We start from the raw sequence: 25414 nt of genomic DNA on the forward strand, positions 1-25414 counted from the left end.
CGGAACGTGGCTCGTCGAAACGGCAGCATGCGAAACCTGCGACTTGAAAGGGTTATATTTTATACCAGAATTGCGCAACAAAAGTCTGCTGGTAGCTGCAGACGGGCGTTCACTGGGTTTGCAAACTGTTGGATTCGGTTTGCAAAGGCTAAATCTGGAGCTGTTTCCTGGCGCTTTCGCTTAAGTTTATCGCTTGAGTTGAGCGTTTATTAGCCATAATCACGGCTTTAGAAACGACGACGGCTTCTAACCGTGCTGCGAGGTTAGATTCTAATTCTGTTCTGATACTATAGACAATCATTAGAATATATAGATATTTGTCTTTTAAAAAGGTTATTTATCATATAATTTATAGGCTGTTTAGGGATATGCTTGTCTACTCCCCTACCCTAAACCACTTCATGCGGTTTACATATCTAATCCTCTGCTGCCTAGTCCTGTGGTTGCTGGTTTCGGCTGACCTGGCAGCTCAGGTACCGCCAATCCGTTTCAGGCGAATTGGTCCGGCTCAGGGATTAACCCAGAGTACGGTTCGCAAAATCTATCAGGACAGGCAAGGTTTTCTATGGATCGCCACCCGCGACGGCCTGAACTGCTATGATGGGCACGTATTCCGAACGTTCCGGCACCGCCACGGCGACCCTACGAGCCTGCAAAGCGGTGATGTAATGGCGTTAGGGGAAGATCTGGGTGGACGGCTCTGGGTGGGAACTGACAACGGTGGCCTTCAACAGCTTAATCCCGACGGTCGAACTTTCACGCACATCGTACGGACAACCGACGGCCTGGATGTCAGCCAGTGGGGTATTTCAAGCATTGTTACCGATAGGAAGGGACGGGTCTGGGCCGGAACCCTGGGAAGTGGCTGGCTAATTGTAGATGCGAAACGACAGCGAATCAGCCAATATCTGCTCCCCGACTCCTTACGGAACGCGCGGCACGTGACCTGTGGCCTGAAAGACCGGGACGGCAGCCTGTGGTTTGGTCTTGACAATGGCCTGCTGGTTCATTTCGATCCTGATGGACGGTTTTTCCGTAGTTACCGATTGCCCTCTGCTGTTCAACAGTCGCGAATGCCTAAACGCATCACGTCCTGTCTGCGTAGTCAGTCAGGGCAGTTGCTGATTGCAACCCGGAATATGGGACTTTACGTACTGGATGAGCGCCAGGGTCAATTGAACCGGATTTACGGGCAGGTGGGTTCAGACCAGAGCGATAACCTCATAACAGCCATCACCGAAGATACACACCATCTGGTATGGCTAGGAACCGACGATGGTATCCGGCGTTTTTCGCTCAATAACCCGGATCAGGTTGAGTGCTTACGGGCCAATCCTACTGATGAGTCGACCCTGTCAACCCACGCCGTTCAGTCGCTGTTAACCGATCAGCAAGGCAATGTGTGGGTTGGCACCTGGGAGGGTGGTATCAACGTGTGGTACAACAATCCGCCCCGTATTGAAGTCATTAGTCACCGCCCAACTGGTCCGCGCCGACTGCTTTCACCCAAAGTTTCGGCTGTAGGTACCGATCAGAAGGGCAACCTCTGGGTAGGTTCGGTACGCGGTCTGCTGCGGTTTAGCGCCGATGGTCGGTCCACACAGCCTATTTCGGCACCGTTTGCCAGTCAGGATGTGTACCGGATGTTCACGGACCGGAGTGGCCATCTCTATGTAAGTTACTGGAACGGTGGGGTTGTACAGTATGATGCGCAGGGTCATTCAAAGGTTCTTACGCTGACTCACGCGGCCAGTCGGCATGTTTTGTCGTTTGCCAACAAACAGGCCGGGGGCGTCTGGATGATTGCCAGCGACCAGCGGCTGTATACCTATGACCCCAAAAGCCATCAAATTAAAACACTCGGCCCTATCCTTGCTTTGCTGCGGACCGGCAAGTTCACGACGTTTACCTGCCTGCTGGAAGATCGGCGTGGCTGGCTTTGGTTCGGGACCTACGACCAGGGCCTGATTGGCTGGAATCGTCATACCGGACAAGTGAAAGAGTTTACCTCAGGTACCGGTGGCATCAGTAACAACCATATTACCTGTTTATTCGAAGACTCAGCGGGCAATCTATGGGTAGGTACCAACAGCGCCGGACTCAATTGCAAACAACCGAATCAGGACAGCTTTAGACTTTACACGAAACGCAATGGTTTGTCGGGCGATATGATTGCGGCTATAGAAGAAGATGGTTACGGTAATCTCTGGATCAGCACTACCGAGGGGCTTACCCGCCTGAATCGTTCGACCCGGCAGATGACAGTCTACGGTGAAGCCGATGGTTTGCCTACTAGCGAATTTGTCAATCCGGGCAGTGTACGGCTACCCAACGGCGACATTGCCTTTGCCAGCACCCAGGGCCTCGTGCTGCTACACCCCGATCAGTTGACAAAACCGTTACCTTTTCCGCAGGCGTACCTGGCTGGTCTGGAGTTGTTTAACCGACCCGTCGCGGCAGGCCAGACCGATTCTCCCCTAACGGTGGCCCTCAACAATACCAAAGAACTGACCCTCAATCCACGTCAGAACGTGTTTACCCTCACGTTCGGGGCCCTGAGCTGGGGACAAAATCGCCACCTCGCCTATGCCTACAAACTGGATGGTTTCGATTCGGACTGGCGCTACACGGATCAGCAGAAAAATACGACCTACACAAACCTCTCGCCCGGCACGTATACCTTTCGACTCAAAGCAGCACAAACCGACCAAAAGTGGGGGCCTGAAAAACAGTTGCTGATTACGGTACAGCCGCCCTGGTTCAAGACCAGATGGGCCGTAGCTGGCTATATAATGCTATTACTGGGGCTCATTGTGCTTATACGACGGAATATCCGGATTCAGGAAAAACTGAAAGCCGACGCCCGGATTCAGGAAATGCGGGCGCAGTCTATCCGGCAACTCGACGATGCCAAAACCAGTTTTTTCACGAACGTTTCGCACGAGTTTAAGACGCCCCTGACGCTGATTCTTACCCCGTTGGAAAAACTATTAACGGATGAGCTACCCACTGGCGAACGGTTGCTCCATCAGTTTCGGGTTATGCACCGAAATGCCAGTCGACTGCTGACATTGATTAATCAGTTGCTGGATTTGTCGAAGCTGGAAAACGGAGTCCTCCAGCCACAAATCCGGCTTAACAACCTCATCCAGCACCTGCACGCGCTGGTTCGCTCGTTCGACACTATAACGCAGGGAAAAGACATTGACCTCAACACCTGGTTTGAACCGGCACTGGCCAGCGTGTGGTCAGATCTTGATTTTGTTGAGAAAATTGTCACGAATCTAATATCCAATTCTCTCAAACATACGCCAGAAGGTGGCCAGATAAGCCTGCGTGGCGAACTCATTGATAATCAACTACAATTGACCGTTATCGACACAGGTACTGGTATGACTCCGCAGGAGCAAACCCGCATCTTCGAGCGCTTTTATCAGGGTGAGCAACGCAAATCGTCGGGTACTGGCATTGGCTTATCCTTAATCCGGGAACTCATCGACCGGCTGGGGGGGACCATTCAGGTTACGAGCGCTCCCGGTTCTGGCAGTACGTTTATCGTTCGGCTACCCGCAAAGGCGGAGGCTTTTAACCCTGACTGGCTGGATAAAGCTGAGACGGTATCGACTGTACTCTTCGAAGAATCGGCTCCCGATCAGCCCAGTACGTTGCCGGCAGGGGCGTTGGTGCTGTTAATTGCCGAAGATGATCTGGATCTGAACGCTTACTTAACCGACTACTTTGCGAGCGAATTTCAAGTGCTATCGGCCACTGACGGTCAGCAAGCGTTGCAATTAGCCCGCGATCATTTGCCCGATGCCATCATCAGCGATTGGATCATGCCAGCACTGGAAGGCCCCGAACTTTGTCGGCTACTGAAAACGGATGAAAAGACCAGCCATATTCCTATCGTCTTACTGACCTCGAAAGCCAGCCTACCGAGCCAGTTAACTGGCCTACAGGAAGGGGTCGACGATTATGTAACCAAGCCATTCAGTGCAACATTGTTACGTAGCCGGGTACAGAACCTGATTATGAATCGACATCGGCTACGGCAGGCGTTTGGCAAGGAGGTTTGGCTGAGACCGAGCGACGTGAAGCTCTCGAACGTGGACGAGTTATTTCTGCAACGGGCGACGGCTTGTATTGAGGAACACATCGACGATGCCAATTTTGATATTGAGCAGTTGCAGGAGTCCCTTAACATGAGCCAGATGCAGCTCTATCGCAAACTTAAAAGTCTGACCAACCTCTCGGGACGGGATTTCATCCGGTACATCCGGCTTCAGCGGGCGGCTCAACTGTTGGAAACGGGTCAGGTAACCGTGTCGGAAGCTGGTTACCGGGTTGGTTTCAATGACCGGAGTTACTTTAGCCGGGCGTTCAAGAAGCAGTTTGGGCACGCCCCAACGGAACACCTGTTGGCCAAAGAGAAAACCTGATCCTGCCGGGCTAACACGTTACACAAGCTTTCCTGACAGGACTTAGGGATGAGGTTAACAGACCGTTTCTGGTAATTTGCCTGTCAGGGGGTAGCAATTTTGTCTATTCTTTACACTTTTACGAAGTTAGATCATTGTATAAAGGACTTACAAGGTTTTCTGCCAAACCGCCTTGACTCGACGATTTGGCAGAAAACAGATTTATTTTTTCTTCAAACTTGCTAAATACTCAACCAGATCAACTAACTGCTGCGTACTCATTGCTTCCTGCAGGCCCGAAGGCATCATCGATGAATCCATTTTCTTTATGGAGATGACGTCACCCATTTTGTAATTCTGTACACCGCCACCGGGAAACTTCATCTGTAAATCTGTTTCAGTTTTGCTGGCGATGATACCCGCCATCGTGCTCCCATCTTTGAATTTCACCTCGTATCCTTCGTAACCGAAGCTAATTCCAGCGTCCGGATGCAGAATGGCTAAGTACTGCCCCTCTTTGGGTAACTTACTGCCAATTTCTGAAAGTTTAGGGCCAAAGTCCATGCCTTCACCGTTGACCTGATGACAGATCGAGCAATTGGTTTTGAAAACGGTTAGCCCCTGACTTGCGTCGCCGTTCATGGCCAGCAGTTCATTCAATGATGGCAGCTTCTTCCCTCCGGCACTGCTGTCACCATCCAGGAAGCTGGCCGCCGTCTGGCGAATTTTTTTACGCCAGGCACCACTTACCCCCTGTACGGCGGCTTTCTTATAGCTTCCATTGATATCGCCAGACGTCAAAAGCGCAATGACCATATCTTCTCCGTCGTTGCTACCACCCAGAGCCCGGGTCGCTTCCATACGCAGATTAGTTGGCCGGTTTTTGTCCAGAGCAACCGTTTTCAGCATCTCTAATGACTCTTTGGTGCCTACACGACGCAACGCCATAACCATACTAATGGCAGCGTCGGTGTTTGTACCATTAAGTACCTCCCAAACCATTGAGCTACCGTTCTGCTTCAATAGTTGTTTCGCTGCCGTACTGCCCATGAGATCGTTAGGCTTATCAAGTGCCAACTGCCGTAAACGGGCGTTTTCGGTAACAGGCTCGTAGCGGGTAACCAACTCCATATATTCAGGCTTGCCGTATACCTCGCCGAGTAGGTTCTGTAGGGCTGTCATAGCTACGTTGTTTTCCTGTACAAACGCCGGATCAAGGTGACGCAGCGCCAATCTGGTAATATCTGTGTTCTGACTCGACTGAATAATACTGAGCAACGCATTCGATTTTTCGACGCCACCCGGGTTGAAATCGAACGCCCGGAAATAACGAAGGCGACTGTTTTGGTCAATACTCGGATCAACCGCCAGCCTGGCCAGTAACGGCACCGAATGCTTCGTCCGGGCACGCCAGACAATGTCGCGACCGGCAGCATTGGCAATCGGATCGTTCCCCATTTTCGTCAACCAGGCTGCGTAATAGCTGTCCCACTGACCATTGGCTCCGATCCCCAGTGCTTCCAGATACCAGCGATCCCGACCGTCGTGCTTAGCGGCTAACTGTGCCCATAATTCTGGAGCCTGAGCGCTCTGACTACGACGCAGAGCGATGGCACATTCTCGTTGTACTTGTGGATCGGTATCATTGACAAGCTGTTTAACAGCCCTCAATGTCTGGTCGCTGCCAAGTTGACGAGCCGCCCGCAACGCTGTAATCCGCAAATCTGGGTTAGCCTCTTTCAAAGCGGCTTCGAGATAGTTCTCTCCTTTGTCTGGTAGCTGGCTCAATAGCCACAGCGCACGAGCCTTCATTCGTGGATCTTCCGCCGATTTATACAGTTTCGCTAATGGTTTCTCTGCCTTCTTACCCATGTCGTGTAAAGCCATCCAGCCAGCGCGACGAATGGCCATATTGGGGCTTTGCAGTGCGACAATGGCCCCGTCGGCTTTCGCTACATCAACAGCAGGAGCTTTGTATGGAGTATTGGGGGGCGCAACCCGATACACGCGACCACGAGTCTGATCACCCGCTTGGTGGCCTCCAACCCCCGGGTCGTACCAGTCAGCAATGAGTAGTGAACCATCCGGGGCTACGCAAACATCCGAAGGACGAAACCACTGGTCGCGAGCTCCCTCCAGAATGTTCACGATGCTGGCACTGTAGCCCGCACCTGTTTTTTCAACGGGGTAAGCGCGTACTACATTCGGACCCGCATCGCAGTGGATAATCTGTCCCTGAAACTGCGGGGGGAGTAGTTTTCCTTCGTAAACAATCATACCTGTTGGTGACCCAGCGCCAGTTTGCAGTAAGTTTGGCACTACGCCTGGGTCGTTTAAATGCCAGTGACGGTCTGGAATCTCCTTTTCTATATTGGTGCGGTTAGCCTGCCAGCCAGCACCCGTTAGCTCGTCGGTATAACCAAAGTTACCGCCCTCCATAACGTAGTTAATCCGAACGGCTTTATTGCCATCGTCGTCGTTGTCCGATTGCCAAAGGGTTCCATAGGAATCAATTGCCACCTCGTAGTTATTGCGAAAATTCTGACCGAGCACTTCCACATTATTTCCGTCCGGTTCGCAACGGAATACCATACCCTGCCTGAAATTCTCTTTATTGATGGGTTTACCCGTAATCCGGTCGATCACCGGCTTCCCGGCTTTATCCAGGAGTTGCCCCCCTTCGTTTCCAAAGTTGAAGTACCACCTGCCATCCGGCCCGAACACGAAACTGTGCATCCCATGGTCGTGTTGCTCACCCCCGATACCGGTAAACAATAGTTCTTTCTTATCAGCTTTATCATCGCCGTTTTCATCCGTCAGGACGTAAACGTTAGGGCTATTGGATACGATTACTTTATTTCCTATCACCCATATGCCAAGGGGCGATTCGATCTCCGGACCTTGATAAAATACCTTACTTAGATCAGCTTTCCCGTCGCCGTTCTGGTCTTCCAGAATCACAATGCGGTCGCCTTCCTTACGCGTTGGATTGCCGTTTACGGCCGGTCGATAATTATAAGCTTCGCAGACCCAGACGCGGCCTTTGTCGTCGACATCGATGTTGGTGGGGTTAATCAGCATCGGTTCAGCGGCAAACAGAGTAGCTTCGAGCCCCGGCGCAATATTCAGGCTACCGACTGCATATTTGGGGTCATGTTTATCGTCGTCGTTGAGCTTAGCAAAAAGCCGATTCAAAAATTGATCAGACGCTTGATTAAGGTTTCGGTTTTGATAAGCGCCGACAAACACGCCACTTGCGATCGACCCAGCTATGGAGAAGGTTAGCGCCCGTCGGGAAAGGGATGATAGGAAAGGTAAGCGAAAGAGTTTCATGACTGGAAATAATATAAATAGACGTTGTTTACAAATCATTCTGATCGACTGTATCGTATCAATCAACAAGCCACTTGCTCATTCGCTACAAGACCCATATTAAGCGCCTGAAAGAACGTAAAGCAACTATTAGTACTGGTTCATTCGATAAACTCTTTCAGGCTTAATGCTCGTATCGTATGCTGATACCTCTGTTACATTTATGGTGGCAAAAATCCTGTATAACCAGGAGAAGAATGTGCACAGGCTCGACAAAATGTTGTCTTCCGTTTGCATCGGCAGGAAAGTGCTTGCTGAGTAGCCGTGAAACCGCTTTTTTAGAGTAGCCCGAACCGGCAATAAGTTATTCCTTAGTTTCTGGACCTAATTGAGTTGAAAGTTACCCGTGAACGTCAGCCATAAGCAGGTGAATTCACCACTTTCAATAAGGCCACGACAAGATCCATGGTGTTCTGGAAAAGAATAAATGTAGTTAAGCACCGAAAACCTGGCGGATTGGCCAGTGTCACCGAAGCACCGCAGATCCCTTTACAATGTAGTCATCCTGACCTCTACATTGCCTAGAAGGTGTAGGAGCTTGCCACGGCGTTATCGATAACTAGCAAGATACCCCGAGCCTGACCCTTAAGCAGAAAGATGCCCGATTAGCGAATTCCCCCTGAAAACTAAACACCAATGCTGACGACTGCATCGACAAGTTTCTCATCTTTCGGGACGTCGATGTTAACAAAGCCTACTTGTTTAACTGATGTTACGCAAGCCTACCTTGGAATGCCAACCAGCTTACTGATTAACTGAAGTTACGTAGTGAGATCCATTCTGGCCAATCTAAAAGTTTACACCATGAATGGGCTAACACAGGAGCACGATTTATATTCGGATCACTTAGTGGTCACTCAAAGACAGGCAACTGCCACTCGATGGCCAACTTGCCCGATGGACATTTTAGTTATGATCGGCTCACCCACAGCCTCAATCAGCCTGATTATAAATTCAGGCTGACTATAAATCTGTTCAACTCTGGCAGATAGCCTAACCCGACGCTGTTTTAGTCGAAGTGGTCATCATTATTTGACATTTATCAATGGACAACATGTCGATCCAAAATAATTTTGTGCTTGGATTTCAAACATTAACAATTTTAACGATGGAAAATACATTAAAAGTTCACAGAACATCAAATGGAGTTGAGTTTGTACGTACGCCCGACAGTTGCTTTGAAAATGTAAGGTTCCCGGGAATTGATTATAGACCAAAATATATTGAAATTGATGGATTAAGAGTACATTATGTTGAGGCAGGACCCGTAGATGGACAGCCAATATTAATGTTACATGGAGAGCCAACTTGGTCATATTTATATAGAAAAATGCTCCCAATTATGGCTGCTGCTGGATACAGGGCCATTGCGATGGATTTTATTGGTGCTGGCCGCTCCGATAAACCGATACACCTTGAGTACTTTGATTACATTAAAATGAGTAATCAGATCAAAGAATTTATTGATAAACTTCAACTGGAGAATGTCACTTTTGTAGGGCAGGACTGGGGAGCCTATATTGGTCTTCGAACCGTTGGGATGCATCCAAACTCTTTTGGCCGTGTAGTGCTTATGAATGGACAGTTGCCTGTTCTTCCTGAAGGAATGATTCCTTACAAACAGGTTGACAACCCGGATGAATTAGACGCAGATTTAAAACCATTTTATATAAATTGGCCGCATGACATGTATGGAAACCAAGTACCATTCAGAGATGAGAATGGGAAACTTATTATAGACGTTGATTTTGATAAAATATTTGTAGGTTGGATGGCTTACACATTAAAATCTCCAACCTTCAAACCACATAATACGGTAGATGGAATGACGTGGTTCCCCTTGTCAGAAGCTGATAAGCAAGCTTACGATGCGCCCTTCCCAAGTCGTAAGTATATGGCTCTCCCAAGATACTGGCCTTCAATGATGCTTCAAGTGCCTGGATTAAATAAGGATGCTTGGGAAGGATTACTGCAATTTAAAAAACCTTTCATAGTTATTTATGCGCCAAATGATCCAGGAATACTTGGAAGCGTCGAAACTTATCAGAAATACATTGACCAAATCCCAGGTGCTAAAAATCAAGCGCACTCAACAGTAAGCCAAGCATCGCACTTTTTGCAAGAAGATCAAGGTGAGGAAATCGGGAGGAGAGTTGTAGAATTTATAAGAAAAAACCCAATTAATTAAATGGGTTTTAAGATGAAATAATTAAAAAAATATGTTACATTTTATGGGGTATATTATTTGGATTACCCTAAAAAATGTACCTGAAATTGTCATCTTTTGTTTCGTATTCGGCTTAATGTTTCTTGCGTTATTCCAAGATAAGAAGCTATTTGATTCAGCGGAGCTCTTTGTAGCAAATATGGTTTTTTTTCTAGTACTTCATTATATCTATCTTTAGCAGAAGAGAGTTGAAATGATAGGATTCTTTTTTCTAAATTTAAAAAATATTTATCTCTTAGTAGCCGACTTATCATGAAGGCTTGCTTAGAGATTTCCTGAATCTTTTCGAGGTCCTTAAATTTTAGTTTTATTATTTCTGAATTTTCAATTGCTTCAATATAATCTAATGAAGGTAGGTTAGTGACGAGTGAATACATAGAAGTAATCATTTCGTTTTCTTTGGCAAATTCTTGAGTTATCTCCAAGCCTTCAATTAAAGAATAACGCCTTACAAATCCTTTTTGAATTATTAAGATGTATTCACATAGCTCACCTGCTTTAATTATATTTTCTCCCCTTAAATATTTGTTGAATAGGGCTTTTTGGCACAAATAATCGATCAAGTTTTGATCGATTATTTGTAAATCAGTTAATGGCAAAATATACGACCTTAAGGTTTCTTCTATTTTATTCATATAAGATTATATTTGGGTAGTCCTTGAGAAGTAATGATGATTAGTAAAAGGCCGCAGCCAGGTAGTAGTTTTGGGTTGCCAAACTCAACCTACTTATTCTGTTTATTCAACACAATTGCCCTAACTGCGGCTCCACAAACTTAGTCAAGAATGGGTCAACTTTGGACTTGCTACATTTGACTGGAGACTTTTTTTGGACAGATTTGGGGGATAAACCGCATCGGCCTTTAGATTTGAGCCGTTGTACGATTCCAAGTTGAGCCGTGTAACTTGACGCCACCGCCACGGCGAACCGTTCACAAACTGTGAGCGAGCAACCCCAGTAGAGATACCTTAACGCGTCGGCAAGGCTGACGATCTATGGACCGAACGGTCCGTCGTCGCGGTAAAGCCTCTGCTGGGATTTTTAGACGTTGTCTTCAGATAGAAATGCGGCCGGGCCGCCGGGCGGTTGGAGGCCCATAAGCAAGCGGGGCGCCCCGTGGCGTATTGAAAAGGGCCGCCTGAGCGGGTGTCTAAGCGTTGGCCAACTCATTTATTTTTACCCTGTAAAGTTATGCAATCGCTTCGGCGCTCCGATTGACTACTTCATCGGCGTGGACGGTTGGCCGCTGCCATCGGTTGACAGCCCAACGAGCTCGCTTAGTCAAGGTGATCAAAATATTACAGACCCCCTTATCTGACTCGGAAGGTTTTATTGATAAGGCTGATCGAAAAGCAAACCAGCAAGCTTGCGCTGCTTCCTTGAAATCACTCAAAGCCGATCGCCCGGCGACCCGGCTCAAATCAGTCGACAAATCAATTGTTGAACTCGCTAAGCAAGATCCAGAACTCAAGCGACTTTTTGAGCGGGTCACCCCTGTGGTGGGTATTAGTCAGACAACGGCTGCAGAGATCATTGTTACAACGAACGAGCGGCCCGCCGTAGCGGTTTAAAGCCATCAGCGACCCCAAAAAGTTTGCCCGCGTGGCGTCCGCTGTTACGCTGGTGTTGTTCCCTTTGAACGCAGTTCAGGTCAGCGTAAAGGCCGTCCCCAGGTAAGTCATCGGGCCAATAAAAAAGTGAAATCGTTGTTGCATATGGGCACCATGTAGGCGGTGCAACATTGTGCACAACTGAAGGCCTACTACGAGCGAAAAGTGAGTGAAGGCAAGATCGGATCGCCGAAGCGACAAAATGCTGGTGCTCAATAACGTTCGTGACAAGATTGTGCTGCGCATTTTCGCTTGCGTTCGAGAAGATCGAAATTATAAAGAAAACTTTTCTTCCTCCTTGTTTAGATCATAGAAATCGGTCCGATGGGATAACGCGGTTGCCGAGAGTTTTCGCTTCGGCGATCCGATTCAAGACGCTTAAAAGCGAACGGTCCGCCGTTGCGGTTAGTCAACCACACTCATTTTGAGACACGGGCAGCGGCTCGGTTAGCGATCTTTGAGTATACCAAATGTTACCGGACACCTAGTCAACAGGAATCTTATTTTTACACTACCCCAATGACCGCCTAAAAAATCTCCACTATACTGTTGCAAGTCCAGTCCTGTATGGTTGTAATTTCGGTAGACATATTAACTGGTTACTTTTCTGTAACTACTTTCAAAAATATATCAAACTAATTATGTTTGCAAACCAACTCCGATCGGGCGAATGCAAACCACTTTTTTGATTACCGGTGCTTCGGGCAACGTAGGAACTGCCTTATTAGAACATCTTCCAAGCAACGACCGGCAACAGGTATATAAAGCCACTTGGCAATCCAATACGAGGGGTAAAATGGAACGGTGGCTGGATTTCGAGCAACCTGATTCGTTCGAGCCAGCCTTACAGGGCATTGAGGTTGTTTTTCTGCTCAGGCCTCCTAAATTGGCCGATGTGAAGGCTTATTTTATCCCTTTTATCAATGCCTGCCAGCGGGCATCCATCAAACATATTGTGTTTCTATCGGTCCAGGGGGCTGACAAGTTAGCGTTTATTCCACACGCCAAACTTGAAAAACTTATTCGTCAGAGCGGCATTTCCTACACTTTTATTCGGCCATCTTATTTTATGCAAAATCTGACCACCACGTTAAAGGATGATATTGTCCGTCATCACCGCCTGTTTTTACCGGCGGGCCAGGCCCCTTTTCTTTGGGTGGATGTTTCGGACATTGGCCGGGCTATTGCCGTCGTCCTTGAAAACTGGACACAGCATCAATATAAAATCTATACGATCACCGGCACTGAACGACTTTCGTTTAAGCAGGTTTGTTCCCTACTAACAATTCATCTTGGCTTTACCGTCGTGTATGTAAGCTCGAACCTGCTCCGCTTCTACCTGGCCAAACGACGGGAGGGCGTGGCTTCGAGATTCATCCTGGTGATGATCCTGCTGCACTATCTGCCCCGGTTTCAGAAACCACCGTACATCAGCCCTGATTTTACGTATCTGACCGGTCGACAACCCAATAAGCTGGCACAATTCATCAATCAACATAAAACCGAATGGACCTGAAAAAATCGCGATTTTCGGCGGAAGCGAAGGTCCTGGCGTACATTTTCAGAACAAAGCCCTTGACTAGGGGTACTTAATTCAGGCGTTGATCCGAAATTCAAAACGGGCACTGGTACAGCGTCCCAATTTGACCTGGATCATAGGTGATGTATGGAACCCGGCAAGTGTTGACCTGACGTTAAACGATATAAAAACCGTTATTTTACTTCTACAACTATCAGCGTAAGCACTAGTCGTAAGGCTACCAGACGCCTGCCTAGTGGTATATCAATAAAACAGAAGGGCCAGAAAAAATACAATTTTACCCCGGCTTTCTCAAGCTTAATTTAGTTTAAAAGCTGCCTAACCAATTGGGAGCATTTTACAACACCCACTATGCCAGCCTGTATGCTAATCTAAAGAGTATTCCTGGTATTGGCCCTAAGATGGCCTTATTCTTACTAGTGCTTAATCAGGGCTTTACTCGCTTCGAGTCAGCCAAACAATTGGTGAGTTTTGCGGGTCTAGCCCCCAGGGTGTTTGAGTTAGGCCGTTCGGTGAAAGGTAAAGGTCATATTTGTAAGATAGGCAACAGCCGGATTCGGCAGTTTGTTGTACATAGCCAGTATGTAGGCCAAGAAAGCCAACCCCGCTTGAAAGGCCTTGTATGATCAGCTGGTGGGGGCGAGCAAGCCCAATCTGGTGGCCTTGATTGCGGTATCATAAGTTAGTCCGTCAATGCTTGCAGTAACTAGCCAAGGGGTAAAATTTAATAAAAAGCGGCTTTAGCTCTTGCTTCTAAACACAGTTTATCCCGATCTCGAAAAAACAGATCTGGACGGCGTTACCCTGGTTGGGCTAGCCGCCAATTACCAACAGGGGCTGAACCTGCTGAATAGCATTACTACCGTTCGCGATTTTGCTCATAAAGGCACAGTAATTGTAGGAAATCGCAGTTTTCTGGTTTGGCACATCGACTTTGACTCGACCGATTCAGGCACAGTGAATGTGACGGAGGTAGCCATTCAGGATTGGCAGAACGGCAAAATAATCCGGGAGCGATTTATTGCCTGACCGAAGTCGACCTTATTATGGATACGCCCTATCGTGAGAATGGGGCGTATCTGGTTAATCCCTGACTCAGGCTGCAACCGTTGGTTTGAATCCTTTTTCGACGACACTCCTGACGATCCCGTGGAACCAACTCAGTGGTATGATCCGCCGGATAGCCAGCAGCAAGGGCGATTGACCGCCCACCGGGTACCGAAGCCGGAACGAGCGGTCGTTGGCGGCTACGAAAATTTTCTCGGCCACCACCTCCGGGCCCGGTGCATCGGCACCCGCTTTTTGGGAGTTGGCGAGCGTAACGCGCACATACTCATCGTAAGCAGTCAACCCATCTTTTTGGAGCAAATCCTGCGAGCGGTCGTAGAAATCGGTTTTAATTGCACCGGGTTCAATGTTTTTCACGCGGATGTTGAACGGCCGCAACTCAAACGACAACGCTTCGGTGAAGCCTTCAACGGCCCATTTCGTGCCGTGATAAATGCTGTAGATTGGGAACGTAATGAGTCCGCCCATCGACGTTACGTTGATGATGCAGGGCCCGCTGTCGGGGCCGTTACGTTTCTCCCGGAAGTACGGCAGAATTTCGCGAATCACGTTCATCACGCCAAATACGTTGGTGTCGAACTGGCGTTGCACCTGTTCCGGGCTGGCCGCTTCAAATACGCCCACAGCCCCATAACCCGCATTATTGACCAGTACGTCGATTCCCCCGAAAGCCGTGCGGGCATCAGCGAGTGCCTGCCGGATGCTGTCCATATCCAGCACATCCAGCCGAAACAGCTTGACGTTTTGAAGTTTGCTAAGCTCGGTTTCTTTGGTAGGTGTCCGCATGGTAGCGGCTACATTCCAGCCTTGTTGAGCGAAATAAAGTGCGGCAGCTTTGCCAATGCCCGACGAACTGCCGGTAATAAAAACGGTTTTGGTTGCCTTGTTCATGATGATCTGATAAACGATTCTATAGTGAAAAAATATTCAATTAAAAGTTAAAAATTAAGACGACATGCTACGCCGTCTCTACAAATAATTATCGTTTGACACCGTCCCAGATAACAGAGAAGGTTAACTCCCAGTCGCTTTTGCTGATGGGTTGCTGCGAAAACAGAGCCTGTTTAGCCAGTTCATTAAGCATACCACAAACCAGCGTGACCAGCAAATCCGGGTTGGCTTCTTTAATGATCATTTGCTGCTGACCTTCTACCACCAGATCATAAATAGGTTGCATAACGCTGGCTTCTTCGGCGCGTATGACCTCCGTTTCTGCAAAGTAAGGGGAGCGGAAATATTGCTCAAAAAAAGCGGTATACTCAGGATATTTTAAATTGTCATCCAGATAGTTACGGGTGATTTTCTGAATTTTAACCCGTAGTGGATCAGTAGCTGCAATCCCTGCGTTGAGGTCGCTGAGGCTTTTGCGAAGCAGATAGGCATAGAGCCGCTGAATCAGGGCAGGCTTATCATCGAAATAGACGTACACCGTACCCGTAGCCACACCGGCTTCTCTGGCCAGGTCCGACATTTTGAGCCCCGATAGTCCAGTCTGCATAATGAGCCGCAGGGCCGTATCGAGTATGATCTTTTCTTTTGCTTCGTCTTTAGTGCGCATACCGATTGGCGTATTGACGATGCAAAGGAAAGTGAAGAAAAATTCATTGGCAAATTTTAAATGAATTTTTCTTCACTTTGCGAACGTATTTTTCTGACAGCATCAACAGAGAAGCTATTTAAACTTTTCCTGTTAAAGAAAATATGAGCTTATTTTTTGTCATTCCGACGCCAGGAGGAATCTCAAGCTTGATTAACTGGGAGTTTGACTGGGCCGCCGGAGCGGATTCCTCCTGATGTCGGAATGACAAAAAATCTGTTTAGTGTTAACCGAAATTGGAAAGTTTGAACAGTTTTAGAATCAATCCTGTAAATTCGGTTAATCCTGCCAGAAAAATTTACGAAACTCTCATTTCCCAGCCTTTTTCGTACTCCCGCTTCCAGAGTTGCGTAGCGGCTTTATTGTCTTTGATATGCCCGTTCGTCGTGTCACAGTGCAGGGTTGTGCCGGTACGTTGGGCGATGTTGGCCAGGTGGCAGAGCAGCACGCTTTTGTGTCCTTCGTTAATCGGTGCCGTTAGTTTTGTATTCTCCCGGATAGTTTCTACGAAGTTGGTGAAGTGCGTCAGTTCCAGATCACCGGTTGCGCTGACCGTGTTGTTGGGGTCGAGTTTGGTACTCGGCTTGATCTCCTTCACCAGTTTATTTTTGTCATCAAAAATCTGGTAATCGCCCCCACCTTTGTTGACCAGCGTACCCTTGTCGCCGTAAATGATAAAGCCCCGTCCACTGCCGTCGATGGGGTATGAACTGCAACTGCGCCCTTCCCAGGTGATGGCTTTCCCGTTGTCGAACTCGAACGTAGCGACCTGCGTATCGGGTGTTTGCCAGTCATCTTTAAAAGCATACCGCCCGCCTGACGACGTTACTTTCGACGGAAAATCGACGCCCATAAACCAGCGGCAGCAGTCGATCTCGTGGTTACCATTGTTACAGGCTTCGCCCGTTCCCCAGTTCCAGAACCAGTGCCAGTTGTAATGCACCAGATTGTCGCGGTAGTCCTGGCGCGGAGCGGGTCCCTGCCAGAGGTTAAAATCCAGCGTCGAGGGCACGGCTACCTTCTTACCGATCCCAATGGATTTTCGGGAATTGGTATACCAGGCTTTGGCAAAATACGGGTTGCCGATGGCCCCGCCCCGCACTTCCTTTACCGCGTCGATGAGGGTTGGGAACGACCGGCGCTGACTACCGACCTGAATCAGTTTACCGTACTTGTCGCGGGCCTGAATCAGCATCTCGCTTTCGTAGGGGTTCTGACCGCAGGGTTTTTCTACGTACACATGCTTGCCGTTGGCAACACCCATCAGAGCCGCTGGCGCGTGCCAGTGATCGGGGGCGGCAATGAGCAGGGCATCGAAGTCTTTTTTGGTCACCAATTCGCGAATGTCCCTGATGATGGTGGGCTGACGGCTGGCGTCTTTAACCGCATCCAGGCCGTTTTGGATGGCTTTTTCTTCTACATCGCACAGATAAGCCACCTCCACGTTCGGCAGTTTGGAAAACGACTTTGCATGATAAGCGCCCCGGCTGTTGACGCCCATTATGGCCACAACAACCTTGTTGCTGGGCGCATTTTTACCGTAAATAGGGAAGTTTAAAATCGTGGTGCTGGCCGTAGCCAGTGCGGTATTTTTAACAAATGTCCGACGATCCATAGAAATAAGGTTTAACGGGTAAGGTTAGTTAAGGGCTTTGATTTTAATACTGCGGAAGCTCACCGCATTGCCGTGATCCTGTAGCAGAATACGCCCTTTTGGTGCTTCGCCGAAATGGGCAAAGCCCTTGTACTTACTGTTGGCGACTAATTCACGAAAGGCAGGCGAACCCCGTTCGTACTCAAGTACTTTTAGGCCATTCAAATAATGCTCGACATGGTTGTTGGGATACACCACAATCCGACCCGTATTCCACTGACCAGGCGGGTTCACAAATTGCTCCTGCTTATTGGCTTTGATCAGATCATACAGCGATGCCTGTGTGCGATTACCATCTCTTCCCTGTTTGGCATCGGGGTGTAATTTATCGTCCAGAATCTGATATTCTAACCCAATGACGGCCCCTTTATCACCTTCAGAACGGGTGACAAAATACTTTAAACCGCTATTGCCGCCAGGAGCCAATTTAAACTCGAAGCGTAGATCGAACGCGTTGAACTGGTCTTTCGTCACGATGTCGCCCCCTACAATATGTTCATGTCCACCCATTTCGGCCACGCCAATTGTACCGTCTTTTAATGTCCATCCTTTCTCAGGAAAACCATCTTTGCAGGCACTTTTCCAGCCCGACGAGCTGACTCCATCGAACAGTAGTTTCCAACCGTTTTGTTTTTCAACATCGGTGAGTGTATTGGGTGGCTGCTGCGCCGTTGCCAGGCTCACAAAACCTACCAATAGACATAATACACTGAATATCATTTGCTTTTTCATAACTTCTGGACGTAATAGTCAGTTTGTCAATTGCCTGATGACGCGCCAAAAATCATCCGTCAAGGCTTTTTCGTCGAGTTTACGATACGCTTTTATTATCCGCTTTGTGTTTTCCGGGGGCGTCGACACACCCTGTATTGTTGCATTTTGTGGCAGCAAATAAGCCTCCACCAACGCTAGATCCCAGAGCGTACGGATTTTATCCTGTGGATTGGTTTCCTGCCAGCGCTGTTTAAGAAGTCGTTGGGCCAGAACAGTATCATCAATCCTATGATAGATCGTATCCCGCATAAATCGGAATGGGAGGGCGGCATCTATTGGCATTAAGGTAAGATCGACCTTCCGGTTATTCAGCAAATAATCGAAGGCATTCAGGTCGTTACGGATATTGAATTCGTTTTTGCTCCAGGCGTTGGTCTGGACATTGTATTTAGCACCCAGCGCGAACCACCTGATTCGGGGAAGAATTGTAGAGTCAATCAGTATAGCAGAAGCAATATTTGTCAGGGCGCCCAGGCAGATTACATCTAACTTCTCGCCTTGCCGTAACGTTTTAACTGTCCGAATGAGTTGCTCGGTAGCAGCCGATGGCCGGGGTTCACTACCGCCCCAGGCCCGTCCAATCTGGCGGTCGGCCCCGAGCGGATGCGGAATGGATAGTTTGCCCATTGCCCGCAGAATTTCTTCGTTGAGTTGCTGACTGATCGCTACCGTTTTGATATTCTTCGTTGGGTATTGGTTCCACTTATCAAAAGCAACCAGATCGGCATTGTTGAAATGAGCCGAACTTAGTCCTACTACGTCAACGGAAGGTTCGGCCAGCAACCGTATAATGGCATACACATCATCGGTTTCGTTACCAGTGTCGGCGTCGAGCCATACTTTTTGCTTCTGTGCAAAAACGCTGGCGCAACCAAGCAGGAGTAGCAGGCTAAAAGTTAAGTACAGTTGGCGGTTGATGTACATGTGATGACGATTGGCATAATCGATTCTAAAAACTCAGGCTGTAATCTGCACTACCTTATAACCAGGTTTTTCGTAATAGCTGAAACGTTTCGTCATATCGGTCATTCACGTTGGACAGAGCTTTCCGGACATTCTGCTGGGCGGCTTTGTAATTTTTCGTAACCTGCATCAGTCGATCCGTAATCTGCTGTCCCGTTGTCTGCTCGATCTCGAACGTCCAGTCGCCCAGCCCTAAATCGTAATACATTTGTCCTTTGATTGTATCCTGCGGCTGCCGAAGGTAAAAACAGGGCGTACCATTCACGGCCGCCATAATGGGCGAATGGCACTCGAAACTGAGTACCGTATGCGCCTGGGCATACACAGCCGCAGCTTCGTCGGGGAGCCAGTACAGATGCCGGACAACCTTCGCTTTCACGTCGGCAGGTAGCGGATCAATCAATAACTCGTCCATGATGTCTACCTGATACGTCATTTCGGGACAAGCCAGCACCTTGTTGCCCGTTTGCCGTACCCAGGCAATCATGGCCTCGCGGAGTTTGGCATGATCGGCTTCTTTCCACGTATCGTTCAGGGTATCGACTTCCTTTATTTTCTCCGCACTCCAGCCGGAATTCGCATTGATCCTGTAATAGGGCGTCATCCGAAGGCGGGGAATGGCGCAGATAAACTGACGGGGTTTTAAGTCGTTGGCCGCTAGAAACGCCTTCGCTTTTTCGTCATCCCGGATGGTCAGCGCAAACGTAGCATCGGGTGCAAAGGCGATATGGCTACCCGACAGCCCGGCTTTTCGCAATACCTCGATAGAAGCCGTTTCGCGGGTAAAAATCAACGACGCGTTGGCCAGCAGCGTTTTCAGAGCGGGGTAAACATCCTGGATCGTAACGCCAAACAGTCCGAAAGGCTTATGAGTCTGGGCATGCCAGGCTTCCAGATAGTCGGCAGCTACCACCAGCGGACCGGAGCCGTGCAGAAAAAAATCAGCCTGCTGAAACGCCTGCTTCACCTCTTCGGCCTGCGGTACGTTGTCTTTCACCTGGCTGTGAATGATGCGCACATCCGGGTAATAGTGGTTCAGCATGGTTTCCACTTTGGCACTACTACTACGTTTCCAGAGAATAAGTTTGGCCTGTGGCAGCCGTTTTTTCAAAAGCGCAATCAGGCCCGGCGTATGGGCAATATCGCCAATATTGACATCCTGCCAGCCCGAGGTAAACAGAATAACCGGATCAGGCTTACCCGTTGCCAGCACGATCCGGCTAGCCAGCAACGACGCACTTAAAAGACTGGCCTGACGCAGAAAGTTTCTCCGGTTTTGATGTTGATTAGGTTTCATAGCTAGGGATATCATTTTAGGTAGTGCTGATAGCAACAAACTGTGTACTATCCATTCCACTAATTTGTGTTCAAAAACGGTTAAATCACCCCGTTCGCAGGAATACTGAGCCAGTTTCAGCAATTGAGCCATTCAGGGAAAGAAAATGCTCCCCCAAACCTGTGGGGAAGCGTTTACGAAACCAACCTATGATGCAAACTTATCTAGATCAAAAAAGATGTATAGGCTTACCAAAGTGGGTTTTGCGCTAAGCCCCCGGCTATATTGATGTCTGTCTGCGGGATTGGATACAGATACATTTTTGGGGTAAATACCCGATTTTCAACGGTAACAGGCTTATAGGTGAACGTAGCATCCGCATTCCGGGTGATGTCTACCCCCCGCAAAGGCGCATTAAAGTAGGTGGGGGCCTGCATCCACCGGCGAACATCCCAGAAACGATGATCTTCAAACGCAAACTCGACCCGTTTTTCATTACGTATTTTTTCCCGTACGTCCGCCTGCGATAAGCCTGCCGGTAAAAGTGGCATGGCAACGCCTGTCCGATTCCTGACCCGATCGTAATACGCCTTGATATCGGCATTACCAGGACTCCACTCATTGAGGGCTTCGGCATAGTTCAGGTAGATTTCAGGATACCGGAAAAGAATCCAACTGTGTACACCCGTATTGCCATTGATCAGATTTAGGCTTTCGATCTGGTATTTGCGGAGATAGTACCCGGTTTTGGAAGCAAAAGGAATTGGCCTGGCATCGAGTCCCCCCGTCCATAACTGAACGTTGCGGGCGGGTGTACCGAAGGGCGTATTATTGACCGCAATGGTGAACCCTAAGCGAGGATCACGGTTAGCATAGGGATCAGCCGCCATAGCCGGGTTATTCCAGTCGAATTTAGCCGCTGTTGTCGCATTCACCTTTACATCGTAAGCATCGACTAAATCCTGCGAAGGCGTATTGCCACTTTGTCCTAAACTGAACCCAATCGGCGAATTATTTTTTTCAAATGTATTGCTGGCCGCATTACTTCGGGTAAAAATAATTTCGCCATTGTTGAACGTATTGAACAGCGATTTATAAGCACCCAGCGTAGGCAGGGCAGCCGCATCGATCACCGCTTTTGCGGCATCGGAAGCCGCTTTCCAGCGCGCAACACGATCGCCCGCTGGTAATGAAATCAGTTCAGGTTTGCCATATCCACCCGCCCAGGAAGGGGTATTGAATAAATCGCTGGCCGCATATAAAAGCACCCGGCTTTTCAGCGATAGCGCGGTCAGTTTCGTTACCCGGCCCAGGTCGGTAGCGGCCACATAAGGCAACGTAGAGGTATTGAGCGGTAATTGAGCAGCCGCCGAATCGCACTCAGCTGTAATAAACTGCAGGCATTCGCTCAGGCTATTACGTTGTATTTTCGAGAGATCTTCGTCCAGCGACAGGGCTTTGTTGATGAGTGGTACGCCCCCATATCGTTTCACCAGCTCAAAGTAATAATACGCTCGCAGGAATCGGGCTTCGTAGGTCCACCGTTTGATGGCCGCCAGGTTTGTTTGATACACCTGCTGGGCCGATGCCGATGGGTCGAGTTTCCAGGGGTCGAGGTTGATCTTGCCCGTCGACACCAGAAATTGATTTACTTTCCGAATGCTACGATAATACGTCCCCCAAACAAGGTCCGGGTTATTGACGGCATTCCAACTACCCGTGTTGAAACTCTGAATCGGGTTTGTCTCAGCCGTAAATTCAGCTTCATCCGTTGCTGAGGCCATCATGGCTGCCCCCCCTATATAAACGGTGCCATCGGGAATATCGGCATACACGGCATTCAGTAAGGCCTGTACATTCCCGAAGGATTGCTCAATCTCTTTTTGACCGATAGTCGTCACAAATTCACGGTCAAGATTCTGGCAGGCACTTACTGCCAGCGCAGCCAGAGCGGTTAACGTATAGATATATTTTTTCATTCGTCAGTGTCTTATAAATGGATTACAACTGGACTTTCAGGCCTAACGTAACGGTTCTGGTTACGGGGTAGCCCGTCAACGATTCGGGGTCGCCATACGGAATCCGGTCGAGAGAGAACAGGTTCGTACCATTGACAAAAAATCGCACTGTTTTGAGCCGGAGTTTGTCGGATAAACCCGCTGGCAGCGAATACCCGATTTCCGCACTACGTAGTTTAAGGAAACGCCCATCCCGCTGCCAGAAACTCGAAAACTGGTAGTTATTCAAATTGTCTTTTGACGATAACCGTGGATAGTCGGCTGTAGCTGCTGTTTGGGGTGTCCATCGGTTCAGGGCAATGGCAGCTACCTGCCCATTGCTTTGAAATGCCTGAAAATAATTACCGCCTAAATAGACGGTGTTGCCCGTAACTGCCTGGAAGACCAGATCGGCATCAAATCCTTTATACCGGAAACCGGTGTGCAAACCAAGCGACAGATTAGGCAGGCCGGGGTTACCAATGGGTATTCTGTCATTGGCATCGATGATGCCATCGGGTTTGCCATCAGGCCCGCCAATATCCTGGTATTTTATGTCGCCAGCTCTAATGATCTCACTCAACACGCCGGGAACGCTCTTGGGATCGACCTGTCGCCTGGCAATATCCTCCTCACTATAAAAACCAATGGCTTTCAGGCCAATCGGCTGGCCAATGGCTAACCCTGTACTATACAAACCAGTGTTCAACTGAATAGCCTCCGCATTGAAAACCACTTTATTCTTAAAATAGGACAGGTTACTTTCGACAAAGAATTGAAAATCCTTTTTTTGCGTACCATTGTAGCGCAGGGATACATCAAACCCTTTATTGTTCGCTTTACCCTGGTTCAGACTTGGTGTAACGATCCCAGAAAACAACGGTGTCGTACTCGCCGACGCCACAACAATGTCGTAACGATCCCGATTGAACACATCAACTGACAGGTCGAAATTCTTGAAAAGGGTAGCGTCAACACCAATGTTTAGCGATTTTTCTTTTTCCCAAGTTACGTTGGGGTTGGCAATTACATTTTCGGCTAATCCGCCAACAGCCGTATTACCCGTTCCAAAAAAGTAGCCACCACCACCAAAGGTTGCGGTATAGGCATAGCGCGACGACAATCCTTGAGAAACAATGTTATCATTGCCGACAAGCCCATAGGAACCTCTCAGTTTCAGGTAGTCAACGGCTTTGTTTTTATTTAGGAATTTCTCGCTGGAAACAACCCAGCCGACTGACGCAGCCGGAAAAAACCCGTACCGCTTGCCGGGAGCGAAAAGATCGCTTCCCATATACCCCGCCGAAAATTCGGCCATGTATTTATTGTCGTACGCATAGGTAAACCGGCCCGCTCCACTATTATGCTTGTAGGGATCTGTTGAGTTAGCGGTTGGCGTACTGGGGTCCGAAGCCGGGCCAAAAACCGTAACGTTATCGGTATTGACCATCAATAGACCTGAAACATCACTTTTGCCAAATGTCCGTTTATAATTCAGAAACCCCTGTACAATCAGGTTTCGATATTGATCCAGTGTCTCTTCCGTGCCTACCAGCGAGGTGAGCTGTCCAACGGCAGGACTGTAGACGGCATCTCCGTTTGGCCCGCTTGACACCGAAAAGCGTGGGTACTGTTTGGATTTATACGACCCCGATTTAAAGTAGTTATTGATCGAAACAGCAACAGACGCACTCAGTCCTTTAACCAGCATGTCTAGCTGCTCCGTTAACTTTAGCGACGACAAAACAGTACGTGCGTTGTTCTGATAAAACCCTGTTGATAGTAAGTTGGCCACTGGGTTGGCATATAACGCATTACCACCATAACTACCATTTGGGTTGTAAACCGGAAAAGCGTTGGGAGGCAATTGAGCCAGTAAACTAAAGGTCGACCCGGTGGTGTAGTTGTTGGGGTTGTTGGTCTGCTCAAACGCACCGGCAATTTTAAATTCGGCCGACAAGCGGTCGGTGAGGTTCACATCCAGGTTAGTCCGAAAGTTATACTTCGCGTATTTTGAATTGGAGCTTTCATCATTCATTTCGCCGAATTTTTTAAATAAACCCTGGCTGTTGATCGCATTCAGCGTCACAAAATACCGAACGAATTTGTCGCCCCCACCAAAGGTCAGGTTGTAACTGGAGACCGGGGCTGTTGGCCGCAACACCTGATTATACCAGTTCACGTCGGGATGAAAAACGGGATCAGACCCATTTTTATAAGCATCCAGGTCGGCATTCGTATAGCGAGATGGCAAACCGTCGTTGGCTAGGGCTTCATTATACAGCGTGGCATAATTGTAGGCGTTTAAAAATTTTGGTACGTACTGCGCCTGATTGAATCCCTGTTTGGTGGTAAATGAAATCCGCAGCGGGCCCTCTTTCCCCGCTTTGGTTGTAACCAATACAACGCCATTGGCCCCGCGAGCCCCGTAAATTGCCGTTGCCGAAGCATCTTTCAGGACCGTGATCGTTTCAATTTCTTCGGGCACCAGTTGCATAAACGAATTGGCTGGTCCCACTCCATTGCTGATATAGCCGTCGATCACATAAAGCGGAGCATTACCGGCTGCACCGAAGGTATTAACCCCTCGCACGAACAGGCTGGGTGTAGAAACCCCCGGCTCCGATCCGCCCTGTGCAACGGATAAACCCGCCAAACGTCCATACAGGGTATTACCGAGGTTAAGGGAAAAGTTTTTTTCCAGGTCCGCCCCATATACTGTGGAAATAGCACTGGTGATCCGTTGTGCAGCCTGGGTGCCATAGCCAATGTTTTTACTGGCTGACATGGGCAAAACGGTGACACTGTCCAGGGCAGACAGTTGACTTGTTCCCTTTTGCGCCTGTGCGTTTTTACTCAGAAGCAGGGCTGAAAGTAGGACAAGAAAAAAATGTATGGTATAATATCGTTTCATTGTG

General features: G+C 48.6%; 15 protein-coding genes and 1 pseudogene. 6 read left to right on the forward strand and 10 right to left on the reverse strand.

The window, feature by feature from the left end; genetic code table 11:
- Nucleotides 1-401 precede the first annotated feature (401 nt).
- The gene (locus WBJ53_RS19055) at nucleotides 402-4439 is read left to right on the forward strand and encodes a two-component regulator propeller domain-containing protein (protein ID WP_338869020.1); all 4038 of its coding nucleotides are present in this window, start codon (nucleotides 402-404) and stop codon (nucleotides 4437-4439) included.
- Nucleotides 4440-4640: 201 nt separating this feature from the next.
- Here WBJ53_RS19055 and WBJ53_RS19060 read toward each other — a convergent pair whose 3' ends face one another.
- On the reverse strand, nucleotides 4641-7751 hold the full coding sequence (locus WBJ53_RS19060; protein ID WP_338869022.1) for a PVC-type heme-binding CxxCH protein: 3111 nt from the start codon (nucleotides 7749-7751) through the stop codon (nucleotides 4641-4643).
- Between the two features lie 1084 nt (nucleotides 7752-8835).
- Between WBJ53_RS19060 and WBJ53_RS19065 the strand changes: the two genes are divergently transcribed.
- On the forward strand, nucleotides 8836-9978 hold the full coding sequence (locus WBJ53_RS19065) for a haloalkane dehalogenase (protein WP_338869024.1): 1143 nt from the start codon (nucleotides 8836-8838) through the stop codon (nucleotides 9976-9978).
- Between the two features lie 89 nt (nucleotides 9979-10067).
- On the opposite strand, the gene WBJ53_RS19070 is transcribed toward WBJ53_RS19065, so the two are convergent.
- Nucleotides 10068-10652 carry a Crp/Fnr family transcriptional regulator gene (locus tag WBJ53_RS19070; protein WP_338869026.1) on the reverse strand — a complete coding sequence of 195 codons (585 nt, stop codon included), beginning with the start codon at nucleotides 10650-10652 and terminating at the stop codon, nucleotides 10068-10070.
- 744 nt (nucleotides 10653-11396) lie between these two features.
- Here WBJ53_RS19070 and WBJ53_RS19075 point away from each other — a divergent pair.
- From WBJ53_RS19075 to WBJ53_RS19090, 4 genes and pseudogenes are all read left to right on the forward strand, one after another.
- Nucleotides 11397-11588 carry a hypothetical protein gene (locus WBJ53_RS19075; RefSeq protein WP_338869028.1) on the forward strand — a complete coding sequence of 64 codons (192 nt, stop codon included), beginning with the start codon at nucleotides 11397-11399 and terminating at the stop codon, nucleotides 11586-11588.
- An 89-nt stretch (nucleotides 11589-11677) separates the two neighbouring features.
- Nucleotides 11678-11747: pseudogene (locus WBJ53_RS19080) on the forward strand (hypothetical protein); the annotation flags it as partial.
- A gap of 550 nt (nucleotides 11748-12297) precedes the next feature.
- On the forward strand, nucleotides 12298-13143 hold the full coding sequence (locus WBJ53_RS19085) for an NmrA family NAD(P)-binding protein (protein WP_338869030.1): 846 nt from the start codon (nucleotides 12298-12300) through the stop codon (nucleotides 13141-13143).
- Nucleotides 13144-13914: 771 nt separating this feature from the next.
- The gene (locus WBJ53_RS19090) at nucleotides 13915-14196 is read left to right on the forward strand and encodes a hypothetical protein (protein ID WP_338869032.1); all 282 of its coding nucleotides are present in this window, start codon (nucleotides 13915-13917) and stop codon (nucleotides 14194-14196) included.
- 66 nt (nucleotides 14197-14262) lie between these two features.
- On the opposite strand, the gene WBJ53_RS19095 is transcribed toward WBJ53_RS19090, so the two are convergent.
- From WBJ53_RS19095 to WBJ53_RS19130, 8 genes are all read right to left on the reverse strand, one after another.
- Nucleotides 14263-15126: an SDR family oxidoreductase gene (locus tag WBJ53_RS19095; RefSeq protein WP_338869034.1), complete on the reverse strand. Its 864-nt coding sequence runs from the start codon at nucleotides 15124-15126 to the stop codon at nucleotides 14263-14265.
- A gap of 88 nt (nucleotides 15127-15214) precedes the next feature.
- A complete protein-coding gene (locus tag WBJ53_RS19100; protein WP_338869036.1) occupies nucleotides 15215-15793 on the reverse strand; it encodes a TetR/AcrR family transcriptional regulator in 579 nt (192 codons plus the stop codon).
- A 337-nt stretch (nucleotides 15794-16130) separates the two neighbouring features.
- Entirely contained in the window at nucleotides 16131-17447 is a 1317-nt protein-coding gene (locus WBJ53_RS19105; RefSeq protein WP_338869038.1) for a Gfo/Idh/MocA family oxidoreductase, read from the reverse strand.
- A gap of 24 nt (nucleotides 17448-17471) precedes the next feature.
- The gene (locus tag WBJ53_RS19110) at nucleotides 17472-18218 is read right to left on the reverse strand and encodes a DUF1080 domain-containing protein (RefSeq protein ID WP_338869040.1); all 747 of its coding nucleotides are present in this window, start codon (nucleotides 18216-18218) and stop codon (nucleotides 17472-17474) included.
- An 18-nt stretch (nucleotides 18219-18236) separates the two neighbouring features.
- A complete protein-coding gene (locus WBJ53_RS19115) occupies nucleotides 18237-19184 on the reverse strand; it encodes a nucleoside hydrolase (protein WP_338869042.1) in 948 nt (315 codons plus the stop codon).
- Nucleotides 19185-19239: 55 nt separating this feature from the next.
- Entirely contained in the window at nucleotides 19240-20520 is a 1281-nt protein-coding gene (locus tag WBJ53_RS19120) for a polysaccharide pyruvyl transferase family protein (RefSeq protein WP_338869044.1), read from the reverse strand.
- Between the two features lie 227 nt (nucleotides 20521-20747).
- Nucleotides 20748-22478, reverse strand: coding sequence for a RagB/SusD family nutrient uptake outer membrane protein (locus tag WBJ53_RS19125; RefSeq protein ID WP_338869046.1), 1731 nt, complete (start codon nucleotides 22476-22478; stop codon nucleotides 20748-20750).
- Between the two features lie 22 nt (nucleotides 22479-22500).
- Entirely contained in the window at nucleotides 22501-25410 is a 2910-nt protein-coding gene (locus tag WBJ53_RS19130) for a TonB-dependent receptor (protein ID WP_338869048.1), read from the reverse strand.
- Nucleotides 25411-25414 lie beyond the last annotated feature (4 nt).

It is taken from the genome of Spirosoma sp. SC4-14 (assembly GCF_037201965.1).
Lineage (GTDB): Bacteria > Bacteroidota > Bacteroidia > Cytophagales > Spirosomataceae > Spirosoma.